Source organism: Leifsonia sp. A12D58 (genome assembly GCF_047530025.1).
Taxonomy (GTDB): Bacteria; Actinomycetota; Actinomycetes; order Actinomycetales; family Microbacteriaceae; genus Cryobacterium.
Map to the genome: position 1 here is coordinate 335,452 of NZ_JBLJAT010000004.1, position 18,941 is coordinate 354,392.

At 65.0% G+C, this 18,941-nt stretch carries 18 protein-coding genes; 12 read left to right on the forward strand and 6 right to left on the reverse strand.

The window, feature by feature from the left end; all coding sequences use genetic code 11:
• Positions 1-21: 21 nt before the first annotated feature.
• On the reverse strand, positions 22-858 hold the full coding sequence (locus tag ACMT3I_RS12290; protein WP_414804774.1) for an exodeoxyribonuclease III: 837 nt from the start codon (positions 856-858) through the stop codon (positions 22-24).
• Between the two features lie 288 nt (positions 859-1,146).
• Between ACMT3I_RS12290 and fgd the strand changes: the two genes are divergently transcribed.
• From fgd to cofC, 4 genes are read left to right on the forward strand one after another with little or no spacing between them, the layout of a single operon-like run.
• Positions 1,147-2,151, forward strand: a complete 1,005-nt coding sequence (gene fgd, locus ACMT3I_RS12295) for a glucose-6-phosphate dehydrogenase (coenzyme-F420) (RefSeq protein WP_414804775.1) — start codon at positions 1,147-1,149, stop codon at positions 2,149-2,151.
• Positions 2,152-2,204: 53 nt separating this feature from the next.
• A complete protein-coding gene (locus ACMT3I_RS12300) occupies positions 2,205-3,206 on the forward strand; it encodes a TIGR03557 family F420-dependent LLM class oxidoreductase (protein WP_414804776.1) in 1,002 nt (333 codons plus the stop codon).
• Complete coding sequence (gene cofE, locus ACMT3I_RS12305; protein WP_414804777.1) at positions 3,206-4,345, forward strand: coenzyme F420-0:L-glutamate ligase; 1,140 nt, start codon at positions 3,206-3,208, stop codon at positions 4,343-4,345. The genes ACMT3I_RS12300 and cofE overlap by 1 nt, the downstream gene beginning before the upstream one ends.
• Positions 4,342-5,037: a 2-phospho-L-lactate guanylyltransferase gene (cofC, locus tag ACMT3I_RS12310; RefSeq protein ID WP_414804778.1), complete on the forward strand. Its 696-nt coding sequence runs from the start codon at positions 4,342-4,344 to the stop codon at positions 5,035-5,037. The genes cofE and cofC overlap by 4 nt, the downstream gene beginning before the upstream one ends.
• A gap of 53 nt (positions 5,038-5,090) precedes the next feature.
• Here the strand turns inward: cofC and cofD are convergent, their stop codons facing one another.
• Complete coding sequence (gene cofD / locus ACMT3I_RS12315; protein ID WP_414804779.1) at positions 5,091-6,107, reverse strand: 2-phospho-L-lactate transferase; 1,017 nt, start codon at positions 6,105-6,107, stop codon at positions 5,091-5,093.
• 270 nt (positions 6,108-6,377) lie between these two features.
• Between cofD and ACMT3I_RS12320 the strand changes: the two genes are divergently transcribed.
• Positions 6,378-7,070, forward strand: coding sequence for a YceI family protein (locus tag ACMT3I_RS12320; RefSeq protein ID WP_414804780.1), 693 nt, complete (start codon positions 6,378-6,380; stop codon positions 7,068-7,070).
• Here ACMT3I_RS12320 and ACMT3I_RS12325 read toward each other — a convergent pair.
• The 4 genes from ACMT3I_RS12325 to ACMT3I_RS12340 form a co-directional block, all read right to left on the reverse strand.
• Positions 7,067-7,888 carry an ABC transporter ATP-binding protein gene (locus ACMT3I_RS12325; RefSeq protein WP_414804781.1) on the reverse strand — a complete coding sequence of 274 codons (822 nt, stop codon included), beginning with the start codon at positions 7,886-7,888 and terminating at the stop codon, positions 7,067-7,069. The genes ACMT3I_RS12320 and ACMT3I_RS12325 overlap by 4 nt on opposite strands.
• Positions 7,885-9,054, reverse strand: coding sequence for a putative F420-0 ABC transporter permease subunit (locus ACMT3I_RS12330; protein WP_414804782.1), 1,170 nt, complete (start codon positions 9,052-9,054; stop codon positions 7,885-7,887). Before ACMT3I_RS12330 ends, ACMT3I_RS12325 begins: the two co-directional genes overlap by 4 nt.
• Entirely contained in the window at positions 9,054-10,079 is a 1,026-nt protein-coding gene (locus ACMT3I_RS12335) for a putative F420-0 ABC transporter substrate-binding protein (RefSeq protein ID WP_414804783.1), read from the reverse strand. The genes ACMT3I_RS12330 and ACMT3I_RS12335 overlap by 1 nt, the downstream gene beginning before the upstream one ends.
• A gap of 125 nt (positions 10,080-10,204) precedes the next feature.
• Entirely contained in the window at positions 10,205-11,596 is a 1,392-nt protein-coding gene (locus ACMT3I_RS12340) for a PLP-dependent aminotransferase family protein (protein WP_414804784.1), read from the reverse strand.
• 181 nt (positions 11,597-11,777) lie between these two features.
• Between ACMT3I_RS12340 and ACMT3I_RS12345 the strand changes: the two genes are divergently transcribed.
• The 7 genes from ACMT3I_RS12345 to ACMT3I_RS12375 all read left to right on the forward strand — a co-directional run bounded on the left by ACMT3I_RS12345 (position 11,778) and on the right by ACMT3I_RS12375 (position 18,879).
• Complete coding sequence (locus ACMT3I_RS12345; protein WP_414804785.1) at positions 11,778-12,626, forward strand: nitrilase-related carbon-nitrogen hydrolase; 849 nt, start codon at positions 11,778-11,780, stop codon at positions 12,624-12,626.
• Between the two features lie 17 nt (positions 12,627-12,643).
• Complete coding sequence (hydA, locus tag ACMT3I_RS12350) at positions 12,644-14,104, forward strand: dihydropyrimidinase (RefSeq protein WP_414804786.1); 1,461 nt, start codon at positions 12,644-12,646, stop codon at positions 14,102-14,104.
• Between the two features lie 12 nt (positions 14,105-14,116).
• Positions 14,117-15,133, forward strand: a complete 1,017-nt coding sequence (locus ACMT3I_RS12355) for a TIGR03842 family LLM class F420-dependent oxidoreductase (RefSeq protein ID WP_414804787.1) — start codon at positions 14,117-14,119, stop codon at positions 15,131-15,133.
• The gene (locus ACMT3I_RS12360; protein WP_414804788.1) at positions 15,130-16,014 is read left to right on the forward strand and encodes an ABC transporter permease; all 885 of its coding nucleotides are present in this window, start codon (positions 15,130-15,132) and stop codon (positions 16,012-16,014) included. Before ACMT3I_RS12355 ends, ACMT3I_RS12360 begins: the two co-directional genes overlap by 4 nt.
• Positions 16,011-16,862, forward strand: coding sequence for an ABC transporter ATP-binding protein (locus ACMT3I_RS12365; protein WP_414804789.1), 852 nt, complete (start codon positions 16,011-16,013; stop codon positions 16,860-16,862). Before ACMT3I_RS12360 ends, ACMT3I_RS12365 begins: the two co-directional genes overlap by 4 nt.
• A complete protein-coding gene (locus tag ACMT3I_RS12370) occupies positions 16,859-17,623 on the forward strand; it encodes an ABC transporter permease (protein ID WP_414804790.1) in 765 nt (254 codons plus the stop codon). Before ACMT3I_RS12365 ends, ACMT3I_RS12370 begins: the two co-directional genes overlap by 4 nt.
• Before the next feature lie 104 nt (positions 17,624-17,727).
• A complete protein-coding gene (locus ACMT3I_RS12375; RefSeq protein ID WP_414804791.1) occupies positions 17,728-18,879 on the forward strand; it encodes an ABC transporter substrate-binding protein in 1,152 nt (383 codons plus the stop codon).
• Positions 18,880-18,941: the final 62 nt, after the last annotated feature.

Here is an 18,941-nt window from a genome sequence, read left to right on the forward strand (position 1 = left end):
TGCATAAGCCCCAGCCCAGAACTAGAAGATCATCGGGCGATCGTCGTCTTCGCCCTCAAGCTCAAGGTCGACGACAACCGGAACGTGATCGCTCGGCGCATCACCCTTACGCTCGTTGCGGTGGATGCTGGCATCCGTCACGAGGTCGGCGAAGGCGTGCGAGCCCAGGATGAAGTCGATCCGCATGCCCTCATTGCGCGGGAACCTCAGCTGCTTGTAGTCCCAGAACGTGAAGCCCTCCGGCACGATCGGGCGCACAACATCGGTGAGTCCTGCCTCCTCGAATGCCGCGAATGCCGCGCGCTCCGGGTCCGACACGTGAGTCGAGACACCGTGGACGAACGACGGGTCGCCGACATCGGCATCCGTCGGCGCGACGTTGAAGTCACCCATCAGGGCCAGCGCGAGGTCGGGGTTCTTCGCGAGCTCGTCGCGGGCATGCGCGTCGAGCCTGGCCAGCCAGTCGAGCTTGTACACATAGTGCGGGTCATCCAGCGCGCGGCCGTTCGGCACATACAGGCTCCATAAGCGGATGTCCTCAACCGTCACCCCAAGCGCCCGCGCCTCGAGCGGCTGGTCTGGACCCTCCTGGCCCTTCAAGAACCCGGGCATACCTGGGAAGCTGGTGGCGACATCCGTCATCGGCAAGCGGCTGGCGAACGCAACGCCGTTCCACTGGTTGAGGCCGTGGAGCACCAGTTCGTAGCCGGCCTCCTCGAAGGGTTCGGCCGGAAACTGCTCAGGCTTGCACTTGATTTCCTGCATGGCGAGCACGTCGATGTCTTCGCGCACCAGCCAATCGACGACTCGGCCGGATCGGGCACGGATGGAGTTGACGTTCCAGGTGGCAATGCGCATGAAGCAAGCCTATTTGGTGACGCCGACTGCGCGAACTGGGCAGTCCGCGCGCACGCCATCCACGTCCGTTCGCACATCACCCACGTCCGCTCGCAATACACGCCTAGCGCTACTGCAACCGATGATTGCTGGAACGCATGATTACTGCACCGGATGCCACCACAGTGGGGCGAATGCGCCGCGACGGCATCCAAAGTGAGAAAGTAGTACTACTGCCCCGTCGCAAGCGTGCGCGGAGTCAGTGACCACATCGAGGGGACACCGGCGTCCCGATAACGGAGGCATAGAGTGCTGAAATTGGGAGTGAAGGCATCGGCCGAGCAGTTCGCGCCACGCGAGCTGGTCGAACTGGGTGTCATGGCCGAGGAACACGGGTTCGACAGCGTCACGGTGAGCGACCACTTCCAACCATGGCGGCACAACGGCGGCCATGCCCCGTTCTCGATCGCCTGGATGACCGCCGTCGGTGAGCGCACCTCGCGTATCCAGATCGGTACCTCGGTGATGACCCCGACCTTCAGGTACAACCCCGCGGTCGTCGCGCAGGCATTCGCCACGATGGGCTGCCTCTACCCGGGACGCGTGTTCCTCGGCGTCGGCACCGGCGAGGCCCTGAACGAAATCGCCACCGGCTTTGTCGGCGAATGGCCCGACTTCAAGGAGCGCTTCGCTCGCCTGCGCGAGGCCGTCACGCTGATGCGCGAACTCTGGAATGGCGACCGCGTCGACTTCGACGGTGAGTATTACCACACCAAGGGGGCGTCGATCTATGACGTTCCGGAGGGCGGCATCCCCGTCTATGTCGCCGCAGGCGGACCAACCGTCGCGCGTTATGCCGGCCGTGCGGGCGACGGCTTCATCTGCACGTCTGGCAAGGGCATGGAGCTCTACACCGAGCAGCTGCTGCCGGCCGTTGCCGAGGGTGCCGAGAAGGCCGGTCGCGATATCAACGACATCGATCGCATGATCGAGATCAAGATCTCGTACGACACGGATCCCGCCGTCGCGCTGGAGAACACCCGATTCTGGGCACCGCTCTCGCTCACACCCGAGCAGAAGCACTCGATCGACGACCCGATCGAGATGGAAGCCGCAGCGGATGCCCTGCCCATCGAGCAGGTCGCCAAGCGTTGGATCGTCGCCTCTGACCCCGACGAGGCAGTCGCCCAGATCAAGCCGTACATCGATGCCGGCCTGAACCACCTGGTGTTCCACGGTCCTGGTGCCGACCAGAAGCGCTTCCTCGACCTGTTCGAGCGCGACCTCGCACCGCGCCTGCGGGCACTGGGCTAGAGCGAGCCGCCGGCGCGTTCCGACCGACCCAACCCAACCGACACAATGGAGACATGACCCAGGTGGAGATCGGCTACGCAGCCATGTTGGCGCAGTTCGCCCCGGCGGAGGCCGTTGCCCTGTCGGCGTATGCCGAGGCCAACGGCTTCACCGGCACGATGGCGACCGACCATTTCCAGCCGTGGGTGCCGGCGCAGGGCGAGTCCTCGTTTGTGTGGAGTGTGCTGGCGGCGGTCGGCGAGCGTACCGGTGCCAACTTCGGTCCAGGGGTAACGGCGCCAACGTTCAGGTGGCATCCGGCGATGGTGGCGCAGGCATCCGCCACGCTGGCCTCGATGTATCCGGGGCGGCACTGGCTCGGACTCGGCTCGGGCGAAGCGCTCAACGAACACGTCATGGCTGCGTACTGGCCAGAAGCCCCCGAGCGCCTCAACCGCATGTTCGAAGCCATCGAGATTATCTCGAAGCTGTTCAGCGCCTCGATCGCCGGACGGGATTTCAAGCATTCCGGCCAGTATTACAAGCTCGAATCCACGCGGCTGTGGAGCATGCCCACGGTCGCACCGGAGATCCTGGTTGCCACCGCTGGCCCAATCACCGCGAAGCGAGCCGGTCGCGTGGCCGACGGCCTGATCACCGTTGAAGCTCCGCCGGAGAAGATCTCGATGCTGTTCAATCGCTTCAATGAGGGCGCGCGTGATGGCGGCAAGAATCCTGCAACGATGCCCAAGGTGCTGCAGCTGCACCTGAGCTGGGCAGAGAGTGACGAGCTCGCCATGATCAACGCGATGCAGCAGTGGCCGAACGGGGCAATGCGGTTTCCGAAGGCCGATATCCGCTCGCCGTATGAGTTCGAGCAGATGGCCAAGATGGTGCGGCCAGAGGACTTCGATGGCCGGATGGTGATTTCAGCCGATCCGGACGTGCACCGCGCCTACATCCAGAACTACATCAATCTCGGCTTCGATCGCATCTATCTGCACAATGTCGGGCGCAATCAGCGGGAGTGGATCGACGTGTTCGGCCGCGATGTCCTGCCGAAGCTGGTGCGCTGATGTCTGAGATAGCGGATGCGACGGCTGCGCGTGTGGCGGATGCGACGGGAGCGGCGGATGCGAAAGGTAGGCCCCTGACGCAATCTTCAGGACTCGAGATCTTTGTGCTCGAGGGCATCGGCGAGATCGTGCCAGGGGATGACCTGGCCGCGCTGATTCTGGCTGCGGCCAGCACCGGCGCCAAGGACGGTGCCGTATCTGGTGCTGGTGCTGGTGCTGGTGCTGGTGCCGGCGCTGGTGTCGTCGCAGCCACAACAGCGTCGAGCACGGTGCTCCGCGATGGTGACATTCTGGCCGTGACCAGCAAAATCGTCTCCAAGGCCGAGGGCCGGATCGTGCCGGCTTCCGACCGCGAGCAGGCGATCACCGACGAAACGGTGCGTGTGGTGGCCTCCCGTGTGCACCCGAACGGCGTGACGCGCATCGTCGAGAACCGACAGGGTCTCGTGATGGCCGCGGCGGGCGTTGACGCCAGTAATACCGCCGACGGTACGGTGTTGCTGTTGCCCGTCGACCCGGATGCCTCGGCCCGTGCCCTCTGCGCCACCCTGCGTGCCGCGACAGGCCTGCGCCTCGGCGTAATTATCACCGACACCGCCGGACGCGTCTGGCGTGACGGTCAGACAGACATTGCAATCGGGGCCGCCGGGGTGCTCGTGCTCGATGACCTGCGCGGCACAACCGACGCTTTCGGTCACCGCCTGGCCGTCACTGCGGCCGCCGCCGGCGATGAGATCGCCGGTGCTGCCGACCTCGTGAAGGGCAAGACCAGCCAGAACCCGGTCGCCGTGGTGCGTGGGCTCGCCCGGCTGGTGGTAGCCGACTCGGATGCCGTAGCCGCCACCGATATCGATGCTGGCACTCCGACATCCGCTTCTCAGGCCGCCGAGGGCGCCCGGATCCTGCAGCGCGACAGCGCGCAGGACATGTTTCGACTCGGGAGCGCCGAGGCCCACGCCGAAGGCTATGCCGCCGGGTTCGAGGCAGGCCTGGCCCAGGGGCAGGCAGCGGGCTTCGCTGCCGGTCTCGCCGCAGCCCACGCGCAGGTGGACGGCGAGCATCCAGCGGGGGCGCATGAGGCCGACACGCAGTCAGCCGACGTTCCCATCGCGCATGAGCCAGGAAACGAACCGGCGTGAGCTGGGTCGCAATCGTGCCGGTGAAGGGCAGCGCCGGGGCAGAAGAACCGAAGACGCGCCTCGGCGACCATCCGGATCGTGCACGCCTGGCCGACGCTTTCGCCCTCGATACCGTCGCTGCGCTACTGGCCGCACCGTCGATCGCGCGGGTCTGTGTTGTGACGGCCGATGAGGTCGTGGCGGCGCGGATGCTGCAGCTCGGTGCCGTCGTGATCCCAGAAGACTCGGGGCGCGCAGCGAGGCAGGCAGCCACGAACACAGCCAGAAACGCCCGGTCGGATCCCCTCAACTGGGCCATCGTTCAAGGTGTGGATGCCGCCCGCGAGGCCTGGCCTGCGCTCAATATCGCTGTCGTCACCGGTGATCTCCCGGCGCTCAAGATTGCCGACGTCGAAGCCGCTCTCACGCTCGCTGCCGATCACGAGCGTTCGATGGTTCCCGATCGTGAGGGTGCCGGAACGACGACGTTGCTCGCGCTGGCCGGCGTCCCGTTCGTACCGCGCTTCGGCCTGGGGTCGCGTGCCGCTCACGAGTCCGCGGGGCACGTTCCGCTCGACATCCACTCGAACGCTTCGATCCGTCGTGACGTCGACACCGTCGACAACCTGGCGGATGCCCTGCACTTGGGCGTGGGCGCCCACACGAGTGCACTCGTCGCACGCACCGCCCCTGCGATAGTGCCGCCCGCCTGACCCACGCCGCGAGCGCAACCAGCCTGGCACCGCTGCTCGCCGTTCCCTGATCGTTAGTGCGCCTCGCTGATCGCGAGTACCTCCCTGGCAATATCAGCGGTCGTGGCGACATCGTGCATCCACAGCGGAACAGCAGCAGAGCGGATGCCCGCCGCCTCCAGCGCGTGGACGGCCGCGGCATCCGTCTCGTCAACAAGCCACGCGTCGATCACACCGCCCGATGCTCGCGACCCGAAGTGCAGCCCGACGGCCGCGGCAGAGGTCTCGACGCCGATGGTCTGCAGGCAGTGGTCGGCCATGCCGCGCACGGCAGCACCGCCGATGATCGGCGAGACTCCGACAACGCGGGCACTCGTGGCCTGCAGTGCGGCGCGCACCCCCGGAACCGCCAGGATTGTGCCCACCGACACCACCGGGTTCGACGGCGGCAGGATGACCAGGTCGGCGTCCAGGATCGCGTCGATCACGCCGGGCGCAGCCGTTGACGTCTCCAGACCCACCTGCACGAACTCGGTCACGTCAACGTGCGCGCGGTAGCGCACCCACCACTCCTCAAAGTGGATCAAGTCGCCCGCTGCGTGCTCGTCGACATCCGCTGCCAGCCGCACGTGGGTCTCGACAGGTTGGTCGCTCATCGGCAGCAGACGCGCCCCGGGCTGCCAGCGCTGGCACAAGAACTGCGTCGCCTCGCTGAGCGTCGATCCGCTTCGCAGTAGGTCAGTGCGCACGATGTGGGTCGCGAGGTCGAGGTCGCCGAGGGTGAACCACGACCAGCCGCGGCCATACGCTGCGATCTCATCCGAGGTACGTTTGGACTCCTCCGGACGCCCCCAGCCCTGCGCCTCGTTGATGCCGCCGCCGAGCGTGTACATCACGGTGTCCAGGTCGGGGCAGACTCGCAGCCCGTTCAGCCACATGTCATCGCCGGTGTTCACGATGACGGTGACGGATGCTGCGTCCCCGCCGTCAGCCGCAGTCCTGCTGCCAGCGCTCTCGTCAAGCAACGCCAACAACCCGCGAGTGAATCGTGCGCCACCGACGCCGCCGGCCAACACCGTAATCTTCTGCATGCTCTAGATTCTCCCGCATCCGCGGTGCGTTCACGCCTGCGGAACCACGTGCATTCACACGTGCGCGAGATCGGAGTTGTGGTCGTTCTGGGGCCCGAATAACGACCACAACTCCGATCTCGCGGCACAGGGAACACCGCATCGAATACTCATAGAGAGTGCATAGTGCTTACACACATGAGCTGGATACGCTGTGCGTGATCGCACCACGCACGACTGCACCAACAGACGCCTCGCCCCTCGAGAGAGAACAGACAGAGCATGAAGCGCATGAGCACAAAAGCTAAGGTCATCACCGGTATCGCGGCAGTCGTCGTCGTGCTGGGCTGGGCGGCCATCGCCTTCGGCCCCGCCTTCTACCGCGATGTGATCGTCGGACCCGCCGCCGCCGACCCCGTCGAAGAGTTCGGCACGCTGGCCCCGAGTACTCTCACCGCCGACGAACTCGCGGGCGACTGGACTGTCAGCGACGGCTCATACGCCGGCTACCGCGTCGACGAGGTGCTGAACGGCACCGACATCACGGTGACGGCGCGCACCGAGACCGTCGCAGGAACCGTCACCGCGACATCCACCGAGATCACCGCGGCCACCATCGATGTGGATGTGGCATCGATCGCGACTGACGAAGCGGCCCGTGACCAGTACTTCCGCACCCAGGCGATCAACACCGCTCAATACCCCACGGCCACCTTCGTGCTCACCCAGCCGATCGCGGCCATGACAGTGCCCGACTCAGGCGAAGCGCAGACCGTGTCGGCCACGGGAACACTCACCCTCAACGGCGTCAGCAACGACGTGACCGTGGAGATCACCGCCGCCCTCGATGGCGACAATGCAAAACTCGCCGGCCAGATCCCGATCACGTTCTCCGACTTCAACGTGACGGCGCCGAGCCTTGGCTTCGTCAAGGTCGAAGACACCGGCTACGTCGAATTCCTGCTCGAACTCGCGAAGGCCTAACCAGCAGGCGAGAACACGATCACCGGATGCCCACCCCGCGGATGCGGAATGACATCGCAGTCCACACCGTAGACGGATGAAATCACCTCCGGCCGCAAGACCTCGTCCGGGCGTCCGGCGGCCACCACCGCGCCGTCCTGCAGCAACACGATGTGGTCGCAGTAGGCCGCGGCCAGGTTGAGGTCGTGCAACGCGGCGACCGACGTCAGCCCGAGCCCCCGCACCTGGGCCAGTAGCGACAGCTGCGCGCTGATGTCGAGGTGGTTGGTCGGTTCATCGAGTAGCAGGAGCGATGGCTGCTGAGCCAGCGCCCTCGCGATCTGCACACGTTGCTGTTGTCCGCCAGAGAGGGTGTGCCAGTCGCGTTCAGCGAGGTCACGTGACCCGACGGCATCCAGCGCATCGAGCGCGAGCTCACGATCGTCATCACCGCCGAAGCTGCCAAGCAGGCGAGACCGATGCGGGATCCGCCCGAGCAACACCACCTCGATCACCGACAACTCAACGTTCGGAACCGCATTCTGCTCAAGCAACGCGATGCGACGAGCGACCTCGCGACGGGGGAGCGATGCGAGAGCTGTGCCGTCAAGCAGCACGGCACCGGATGCCGGCTTCTCAATGCCGGCGATCAGGCGCAGCAATGTCGACTTGCCTGCCCCGTTCGGCCCGAGCAGCCCGGTCACCGCGCCGCGCGGGATCTGCGCAGATACCTCGCGCAGCACTGTCGTGCCATCGATCGCGAATGACAGGTCGTCGATGGATACCGCGGCGCCAGAGGTAGCGGATGCGTGCGCCACAGTCCCCACGGCGGCGCTCATGCCCAAGCCGCCGATCGCTTGCGCTTGATCAGCGCGATGAAGACCGGGACTCCGATGAACGCCGTCACGATGCCGACGGGCAGCTCCCGCGGGTCGAACACCGTACGGGCGAGGGTATCGGCGACCACGAGGAAGATGGCACCGGCGACAACCACGAGCGGCAACAATCGACGGTGACCAGGACCGGTCACGGCGCGCACGACGTGCGGCAGGATCAGCCCCACAAAACCGATCGCACCACTGACCGAAACCATGGCACCGGTGAGCAGGGCCACGGCCGTGAGCAGTACCCAGCGGGTCGCGTTCACATTGATGCCGAGTGACGCCGCTGCGGTGTCGCCGAACGCGAAGGCATCGAGCCGACTGGCCGAGAGCAGGATGCCGGTGCCCACGACGAGAAGTGCGCCCACCGAGATCGCCACGCTCGACCACGACGCACCGGCAACCGAGCCGAGCAGCCAGTTCAGAATCTCGCGATACGAATCGCCCTTCGCCGACCAGAAGATCACGAACGAGGTGCCCGCAGCGGCCAGCTGCGCGATGGCGAGCCCGGACAACACTGCGCGCCCCGGGCTGATCGTGCCTCCCACCCTGGCGATGCTGAGCGTGGCTATCAGCGCCAGCAGCGCGCCGGCGAATGCAGCGACGGGCAGGGCAAATCCGACACCGAGAATCAGCACGGCCACAGCTCCCAGCGATGCCCCGGATGACAGGCCAAGCAGATACGGATCGGCCAGCGGGTTGCGCGTCACGCTCTGCATGACAGCACCGGCCAGTGCCAGTCCGGCTCCGACGGCCGCGGCCGTCAGCACGCGGGGCAAGCGCAGCTGCCAGACGATCGAATCGGTGAGCGGGGGAACAGCGACGGCAGACCCAACTGCGCCAGCGTACCCGCCCGCCCAGCCCGAAAGCCCAAGGTGCCCGGCGACGCTGCCCCAGACATCCGCCAGCGAGATGTCAGCGGGCCCGATCGTGACAGCGACGCCGATCACAAGCGCGAGCAGCACGATCGACCCGGCGAGCCACCAGCCGTAGCCGCGCCCCCGACCAGACCCGTGCCGGCGCCCCCGACCTCGCCGACCCTCGCCGAGAGTCGCCGTTTCCGCCGAGAGTCGCCCCTGCAGCGGCGATTCTCGGTCGGACGGGCGACTCTCGGCACTGGTCATTACTTGCCGCCGAACCCAGCGAGCTGGTCGACGATGGATGTCGCTGCCTCGACGTTGCGCGTTCCCGCCTCGGTCGCAGCGAACGGCAGCACGATGTAGCGCTTGCCCTTCACCGCGGACAGCCCCTGTGTCACCGGGCTCGCTTCGAGCGTGGCGATCTTCGATGCTGCAGTGTTCCAGGTCGCGTCGACAAGCACGATCACGCTGGGGTCTGCTGCGACGATCGATTCCCAGCCGACCGAGGTCCAGCTGTCGTGCACGTCGGCGAAGATGTTGGTCAGCCCGGCCGCGCTCATGATCATCTCGGGCGACCCGATTCCGGCGCCGACGTAGGGGGTGTCTGTTCCGCTGGAGTACCAGAGCGCCGTTGGGGCATCTGCGGTGGGCACCAGCGCGTCGAGCTCTGCCTGCTGCGATGCAACAAGTTTGGCCGCAGCTTCCGGCGCTCCGAAGATCGCGCCGGCCTCGGTGATCTCGGCGAATACCGTGTCGAACGTGAGCGGATCCGGCGCGTAGCCCTCCTCCTTGCACGCGGAGGGCGACACATAATTGCCCACGCCCATGCTGGTCAGCTGGTCGCGCTCGCCCACGCCGTCAGCACTGAAGTTTGACTCCCAGCCGCCGTAGATGAAGTCGGGCGTGAGGGCGAGCGCGGCTTCCTGACTCGGCAGAAAATCGCTCACTACGTTGAGGGTGGCGCCGCCGGGCTGCGAGGCGAGTGAGTCGGGCACCGCGCCGTCGAGGAACGCCGAACCGACAATCTTCTCGCCGACGCCCAGTGCCAGCAGCAGCTCGGTGGTCGACGACTTCACCGTCAGGATGCGGGTGGGCGCGGCATCAACGGTGACAGACGTCCCGCAATTATCGAGGGTGAGAGGGTAGCCGGATGCCGCTGTGGCGGTGGGAGCCGCCGAGCCGGATCCGGTCTCGGCAACGTTCGACGCGCATCCGCCGAGCAACAGGGCGGGCAAGACGGCGGATGCAGCCACGAGGGCAACACGGCGAGAAATGGGTTGACGCGACATAGGGGGACCTCTTCGAAAGATGGCAGGGGAGACGGAATGCCGCAGAGAAATGCGGTGTACGTGACTCGCTACCCAAATCCGGGATCGCTCACCCGGTCATAGCCAACCGGTGGTCCACCGACAGCTTAAGCCCATCGCGTTTCAAGCGTGTGAACGCCGGGCACCGGACCCATCGCGGCGCTCGCCAAAGCCTGTGCAACCAACTCGATGTCCTCGGTCAGCGCTCCGACGGTTACCCGCACGTGCGCCTGCAGCTGGGGCTGGTGCCCCTGCTGGGCGAGATCGGTGGCAATGAACGGCGACCCGGCAGAAACCCGAATCCCGGATGCCGCCAGCTGCACGATGGCATCCCGCTCGTCGGCCACCGGCAGCCAGGTATTGATGCCGTCGCCCTGTACCGCGTCGATGCCGAGTGCGACCAGGGCATCGGTCAGCCCCTTCTGCCTGGCGAAATAGAGTCGCCTGGCATCGTTGATCCGCTCGATGGAGTCCGTGTTGGTGAGCAGGTCGTAGAGGATCGTCTGCAGCATCCGGCTGGTCCAGCCTGGTCCGAGCATCCGCCGGGCAACGATGGGATCGACAAGCGCTGTCGGTCCGCCGAGCGCGGCAATGCGCAGGTCTGGCCCGTGCGACTTCGAGAAGCTGCGCACGTGCAGGGTGCGCTCGGGCAGCCAGGCGCCCAGGCTCACATCGGGCGCGATGCTGATCTCGCCCGAGTGGTCATCCTCGATCACCACCGTCTTGGCGTTGCGCTTGTTGGTGCTCAGCAGGCGGGCGAGGTGCTCGGCCCGCTGCGGTGTCATCGAGGCGCCTGTTGGGTTGTGGGCTCGAGGCTGCAGGATGACGGCGGTGGGCGACAGGGTGAGCGCTGCCTTGAAGGACGCGGGCACGATGCCGTTCTCGTCGACGTCCACCGGGATCCGCTCGAGGCCGAGCTGGTCGAGCAGGTCGAAGAAAGGTGGGAACCCTGGACTCTCAACGATCACCCGGTCGCCGAAGCGGGTGACGGCCTCAAGGCTGCGCGAGATCGCGTCGAGGGCTCCGTCGACAACGGTGATGGACTCGACCGGATACGGCCACGACTTTGTCAACAGCGCGAGCAGCTCTGGGATGACGGGCAGATCCTGATACGTCGGGGTGACAGCTCGCTCAGATACCCGCGACAGTGCGGGGCCGAGCGCCGGCAGCAATGCCGGATCTGGGGTGCCGCGTGACAGGTCGATCCGGGTCTGCTGGTGGTGCCCGACCATCGACTGGCTCCTGGCGGGCAGCCAGTGCGGCGCCTGCTGGCGCACAAAGGTGCCGCTGCGCCCTTTCGATTCGATCAGGCCCACAGAACCGAGTGCCTGCCAGGCATGACTGATTGTTGCCGGGCTCACGCCGAGCGCTGCTGCCAGCTCGCGCACCGTCGGCAGGCGCTCGCCGGGTGCCAGTCGGCCTGCTGCGATCAATCTCCCGATGGCCGCGGCGATTCCTGCCGGTGTCTTGTGCTCGATCTCGTCGAGGAAAGTCTGCATATTCTCTTGCTCTTACCGCATCGGATCGACAGGATGATTAACGCGTGCGTCATAAACAGAAACACATCAGAAATGTTTACGTCGAATAATAACAAAACCGGACAACGCAGTTTGGTTCGACTCAACTAATTTCGGCGCTGCACTCCCCAGCTCAGCGCCGAGCACGAAGTGGAGACAACAGATGACCGTAGTACGTGCAGCAATCACCCAGACAACCTGGACGGGTGACAAAGAATCAATGATCGAGAAGCACGAGCAATTCGCTCGGGATGCTGCGGCTGATGGCGCGCAGGTCATCTGCTTCCAGGAGCTCTTCTACGGGCCGTACTTCGGCATCACGCAAGACAAGAAGTACTACGCATACGCCGAACCGGCCGACGGGCCGATCGTGATGCGCTTCGCTGCACTCGCCAAAGAGCTGAACCTGGTGATGGTGCTGCCGATCTACGAAGAAGACATGCCGGGCGTCTACTACAACACCGCCGTCGTGGTCGATGCAGACGGCACCATCCTCGGCAAGTACCGCAAGCACCACATCCCTCACCTCGACAGGTTCTGGGAGAAGTTCTACTTCCGTCCAGGCAACCTGGGCTACCCGGTGTTCGAGACCGCCGTCGGTCCCATCGGTGTCTACATCTGTTACGACCGTCACTTCCCAGAAGGCTGGCGGGAGCTCGGCCTGAACGGCGCCCAGATTGTCTTCAACCCGAACGCGACCAAGCCCGGCCTCTCCAACCGCCTCTGGCAGCTCGAGCAGCCGGCGGCCGCTGCAGCGAACGGCTACTTCGTGGCCGCTGCCAACCGTGTCGGCACCGAAGACAACGAGTACGGCGACCTCGCCGTCACGTTCTACGGCAACAGCCAGTTCGCCGACCCCCAGGGCAACATCGTCGGTGAATACGGCAGCGGAGACAGTGAAGAAATCGTCATCCGCGACCTCGACCTCGACATGATCCGCCAGGTACGCGACGACTGGCAGTTCTACCGTGACCGTCGTCCCGACTCCTACACGTCGATCCCCAAGCCATAGCGACGTAGGAGTAGACGATGAAGACCCTCATCAAGAACGGAACCGTCGTCAATGCCACCGGCACAGCAACTGCCGATGTGCTTGTCGACGGCGAAACAATCGCGGCAGTTCTCGCACCGGGATCGAACCTGCTCGGCTTCGACATCGAACGCAATGTCGACCGAGTCATCGATGCGGCGGGCAAGTATGTGATTCCCGGCGGGATCGATGCCCACACCCACATGCAGATGCCGTTCGGCGGCACAGAGGCCAGCGACACCTTCGAGACGGGAACGCGGGCAGCGGCGCACGGCGGAACGACGAGCATCGTCGACTTCGTCGTGCAGTATGCCGGCGAGAACGTGCTCGACCAGTACCACCTGTGGCACGAGAAGGCCAGGGACAACTGCGCCATCGACTACGGCTTCCACCAGATCCTCTCTGACGTACAGGACTCGTCCCTAACGGCGATGGACGAGCTGGTGCGCGAGGGCGTCTCCAGCTTCAAGCTGTTCATGGCGTACAAGGGCGTCTTCCTTTCGGACGACGGCCAGATCGTCAAGGCCATGCAGCGCGCGAGTGACAACGGCAGCATGATCATGATGCACGCCGAGAACGGCAGCGTCATCGACCTGCTCGTGCAGCAGTCGCTCGCAGCCGGCAACACCACGCCGTACTATCACGGGGTCACGAGGCCCTGGCAGGCAGAAGAAGAGGCCACGCACCGGGCGATCATGCTCGCCAACCTCACCGGCGCTCCTCTTTATGTCGTGCACGTCTCGGCCAAGCAGGCAGTTGAGCAGATCGCGATCGCCCGCGACAACGGCCAGAACGTGTTCGGCGAGACCTGCCCGCAGTACCTCTATCTCTCGCTCGAAGAGAACCTCGGCGCCAGAAGCGACGAGTGGGGCGACTTCGAGGGTGCCAAGTGGGTGTGCTCGACGCCGCTGCGCTCCAAGGCAGAGGGCCACCAGCACCACATGTGGCAGAGCCTGCGCACGAACGACATCCAGATGGTCTCCACCGACCACTGCCCCTTCTGCATGAAGGGTCAGAAAGACATGGGCCTGACCGACTTCTCCAAGATCCCGAACGGCATCGGCTCGGTCGAACACCGCATGGACCTGCTCTACCAAGGCGTTGTCGACAAGAAGATCTCGCTTGAGCGCTGGGTCGAAGTCACCTCGACCACCCCGGCCCGCATGTTCGGCATGTACGGCAAGAAGGGCGTCATCCAGCCGGGTGCCGATGCGGATGTCGTCGTCTACGACCCGAACGGCCACACGTCGATCGGCCTGCCGATTGATGCGCACGGGCAGCCGACCGGCCGCACGCACCACATGAACATGGACTACTCGGCCTGGGAAGGCTACGAGATCGACGGCCACGTCGATACCGTGCTCTCCCGCGGCAAGGTCATCATCGACGACAACCAGTACCTCGGAACCAAGGGCGACGGCAAGTACGTCAAGCGCGGTCTGAGCCAGTACCTGATCTAGAGGACGTACCAGATGGATTTCGGCGCAGTACTCCAGACCAACCCGCCATCCGCTCGCACCGTCCAGCTCGCCAAGCTGGCGGAAGCCCACGGGTTCAGCCACGTCTGGACCTTCGACTCCCACCTGCTCTGGCAGGAACCGTATGTGATCTACAGCCAGATCCTCGCGGAGACCCGCAAGGTAATCGTCGGCCCGATGGTCACCAACCCGGCAACCCGCGACTGGACTGTCACGGCATCCACCTACGCGACGCTCAACGAGATGTATGGCAACCGCACGATCTGCGGCATCGGCCGTGGCGACTCGGCTGTGCGGGTCACCAACGGTGCCCCAACGACGCTGAAGACCCTGCGGGAATCGATTCACGTCATCCGCGAGCTCGCCAACTCCCGGTCGGTCGAGTACAACGGGGCGACGCTGCAGTTTCCGTGGAGCACCGGGTCGAGCCTGGATGTCTGGGTGGCGGCATATGGACCGCTCGCCTTGAAGCTGGCTGGCGAGGTCGGTGACGGCTTCATCCTGCAGATGGCCGACCTCGATGTGGCGGAGTGGATGATCAGGACGGTGCGGGATGCCGCTGCAAACGTCGGCCGTGACCCGCTGTCGGTGAAGTTCTGCGTTGCAGCCCCGATGTACATCGGTGATGACTGGGCGCACATGCGTGACCAGTGCCGCTGGTTCGGCGGAATGGTCGGCAACCACGTTGCAGACATCGTGACCAAGTACGGCGCGAACTCCGAAGTGCCGGTTGCTCTCACCGACTACATCAAGGGCCGCGAGGGCTACGACTACAACGAGCACGGCCGGGCGGGCAACACGCACGCCGACTTCGTGCCGGATGAGATCGTCGACCGGTTCTGCCTGCTTGGCACGGCCGATGAGCACATCGAGAAGTTGAAAGCCCTCCAGGCGATCGGCGTCGACCAGTTCGCGGGCTACCTGCAGCACGACAACAAAGAAGAGACGATGCGCGTGTACGGGGAGACTGTGATTCCTGCACTGGCTGATCACATCGTGGCCAAGGCATGACCCAGCGCCAGCGTGCGTTCGGCGGGCGCCTCCTCTGGGGGGCGCTCGGCATCGTGCTGCTCGGCGTGGTCTGGGAACTCTACAAGTTCCTCGGGCCTGCGGATGGCGTCGTCATCGGCGGGCTCACCATCCTGCCGCGCACGAGTGACCTGGCGATGCCCCACCTCTGGACCATGTGGGAGCGCGTTCTCGAACCGGTGACCGGTGCAGCCAACGCCGTTCCGATGTGGCAGGCCGTGCTCACGGCATCCCTGTTCACGCTGGGTATCGCAGCTGTCGGCTGGCTTGTCGGCGTCACTGTCGGGCTCGCGCTTGCCCTGCTCATGCAGCGTTTCAAGGTGGCAGAAGCCGCCATCCTGCCGTGGGTCATCCTCAGCCAGACGGTGCCTCTCATCGCCATCGCACCGCTTGTGCGGCGCTGGGGTGCGCAGATCCAGTTCGGGGAGTTCTCCTGGGAGAACTGGATGTCGGTTGCCCTGATCGCCTCGTACCTCGCGTTCTTCCCCGTTTCAATTGGGGCGCTGCGCGGACTCGGCTCGCCCGATGCCGCCCACGAAGACCTGATGCGTTGCTATGCGGTCGGTTGGTGGAAGACGCTCTGGCGGCTGCGGTTGCCCGCGAGTGTCAGCTATCTGCTGCCCGCACTCAGGCTCGCCGCGGCCAGCGCGGTGATCGGCACCGTCGTCGCCGAGGTGTCGATCGGGCTGCGTGGCGGTATTGGCCGTCTCATCATTGAGTACGCCGGTGCTGCCGGTGGCGATCCAGGCAAACCATGGGCTCCGATTTTCGGCTCGATCCTTGTCGGGCTCGTTGCCGCCGGCTTCGTCGGCCTGATCGGGTTGTTCCTTCGTCGTTTTCGTAGGGGAGAGGTTGCAGTATGAGCGTCCAGACACCGGCAACGGCCGAAGCGCATGTGGTGGCAGAGCCCACCTATGCCGTGCAGGTCAGCAACGTCAGCCGCGTCTTCCCCGGCAAGCGCGGTGCAGTCACCGCCCTTGACGATGTCGGTCTCACGGTGTCTCCCGGCGAATTCGTGTCGCTGATCGGGCCGAGCGGATGCGGCAAGTCCACACTGATGCGCCTGATCGCCGACCTCGATACTCCGACCGTCGGCAGCATCGAGGTGTTCGGCACCTCGGCCAGGCAGGCACGCCTCAACCAGTCGTACGGCATCGCGTTCCAGCAGGCTGGCCTGCTGCCCTGGCGCACGGTCACCGGCAACATCGAGCTGCCCCTTGAACTGCACGGTGTGAGTAAGGCCGCACGCAAGACCAGGGCCAACGAACTCCTCGAGCTCGTTGGCCTCACCGACTTCGCCAACCACTATCCGGATCAGCTGTCCGGCGGTATGCAGCAGCGGGTCGCCATTGCCAGGTCGCTGGCCGAGCGGCCGAGCTTGCTGCTGATGGATGAGCCGTTCGGCGCCCTCGACGAGATGACTCGCGAGCGCATGCAGAACGAACTCGTCAGGATCTGCGGCGAGACCGGTGCTGCCGTCGTCTTCGTGACGCACTCGATCCCTGAGGCAGTTTTCCTCTCCGATCGCGTGGTGGTCATGTCGCCCCGTCCAGGTCGCATCCGCGACATCCTCAGTGTGAAGCTCGGTGATGCCAGCCAGCGTGGCGAGAACCTGCGCGAGGAGGAGTCGTTCTTCCACGGGGTCAGCCAGGTGCGCGAGCTTCTGCACGGCGAAGCGCCCACCGGCATCCGTGGGGTCGAAACGCGATGAGAGAGGGATCGTTCGCGCGCACGGCGTGGCCGCCCATCGTGCTCGGCCTGATCGTGCTGCTGCTGTGGCAGGGCGCAGTGATGGTCTTCGAGATCAAGCCGTTCATCCTGCCTGCCCCGTTCCAGATCACCTCCGAGTTCGTTGACAACTTTGACACGGTGCTCGCCGGCGTCATCGTGACAGGGCGAAACGCCTTGATCGGCCTGGTGATGGGCACGATCATGGGCATCGTCGTCGCGATCATCGCAGCACTGCTACGGATAGCGGATGCCATGATCGCCCCGATCGTCGCGGCCCTCGCTGTCGTTCCGATCGTCGCGCTCGCCCCTGTGCTCTACACGATGTTCGGCGCGGGAGCCGAGACGGCCAGGCAGCTGGTGGCCGCGCTCGCCGTCTTCGTACCGGTGTTCTTCAACACGGTGAAGGGCCTCCGCCAGGTGCGGCCGGTGCACCGCGACCTGATGCGCTCATACGCGGCGACCAGCTGGCAAGCGACCAGGGTCGTCACACTGCCAACAGCGCTGCCATTCGTGTTCACCGGCCTCCGGATCGCGTCATCCCTCGCTGTCATCTCGTCGCTGGTCGCCGAGTACTTCGGCGGCCCCGTCGGCGGTCTCGGTCGATCGATCACCTCGTCGGCATCAAGCAGCAATTACGGACTGGCCTGGGCGTATGTGCTCGGGTCGATCTTCCTCGGACTCCTCTTCTACTGCGCCGCACTGGGCCTGGAGAAGTTGGTCAGCCGCCGATCAGGCGGCTAGACGACCCGTGCCGGCACCCACCCAGTGCCGCCCGGCAAGACGCACCATCATGAACCGCACCACCTGAGTAGGCATTTCCCGTGAACAGTCACCTGGAGGAACTCATGAAACACAGCACACGCTGGCTCACCACAGTGGGAGCCATGGCAGCGGTCAGCGCCCTGGCGCTCTCCGGCTGCAGCAGCAGCGATAACGCAGACACCGGATCAACGGATGCCGGCAGCGAGCTCACTCCGGTGACGCTCCAGCTGCAGTGGACGGCCCAGGCCCAGTTCGCCGGCTACTACGCCGCCGTCGACCAGGGCTTCTACGAAGACGAAGGCCTCGATGTCACAATCCTGGAGGGTGGCCCTGACATCGTGCCGCAGGATGTCCTCGCCTCCGGCGATGTCGACTACGCGATCTCCTGGGTGCCCAAGGTGCTCGGCTCAATCGAGCAGGGTGCCAACATCACCGACGTAGCCCAGATCTTCGAACGCAGCGCAACCACCCAGATCAGCTTCGTCGACAAGAACATCACCTCGCCCAGCGATCTGAAGGGCAAGAACGTCGGCAGCTGGGGTTACGGCAACGAGTGGGAGCTCTTCGCCGGCATGCAAAAGGATGGCGTCGAAGTTGGCGACATCAATCTCGTGCAGCAGGCATTCGACATGTCCGGATTCCTCTCCGGCGACATCGACGCAGCCCAGGCCATGACATACAACGAGTACGCGCAGGTGCTCGAGTCGATCAACCCGGCAACCGGAGAGCTGTACCAGCCCGATGAACTCAACGTCATCAACTGGAACGACGTCGGAACCGCCATGCTGCAGGATGCCATCTGGGCTAATGCAGACAAGTTGGAGAGCGACAGCGACTACGCCGACCAGACTGTCAAGTTGATCAAGGCATCCATCAAGGGCTGGGCATACGCCAAGGACAACCCCGAAGAGGCCGCCGCAATCGTGACGGCCGCCGGCTCGACACTCGGCCAGAGCCACCAGCTGTGGATGACCAACGAGGTCAACAAGTTGATCTGGCCGTCGACCGCCGGTGTGGGGCTCATCGACGAGGACGCCTGGGCGAACACCGTTGATATCGCCAAGAACACCAAGAACGAGACCGGCGCCACCATCATCACCGCCGACCCGCCCGCAACCGCGTACTCGAACGAATACGTGCAGAAGGCGCTCGACGAGCTGACGGCAGAAGGCGTCGACGTCATGGGCGAGGGCTTCGCTCCACTCACCGTCACCCTGAAAGAGGGCGGCAACTAGCATCCACGAATCGGGGTGGGCGGTCATTGGCCGCTCACCCCTGCACCACCCGCAGTTCGCAC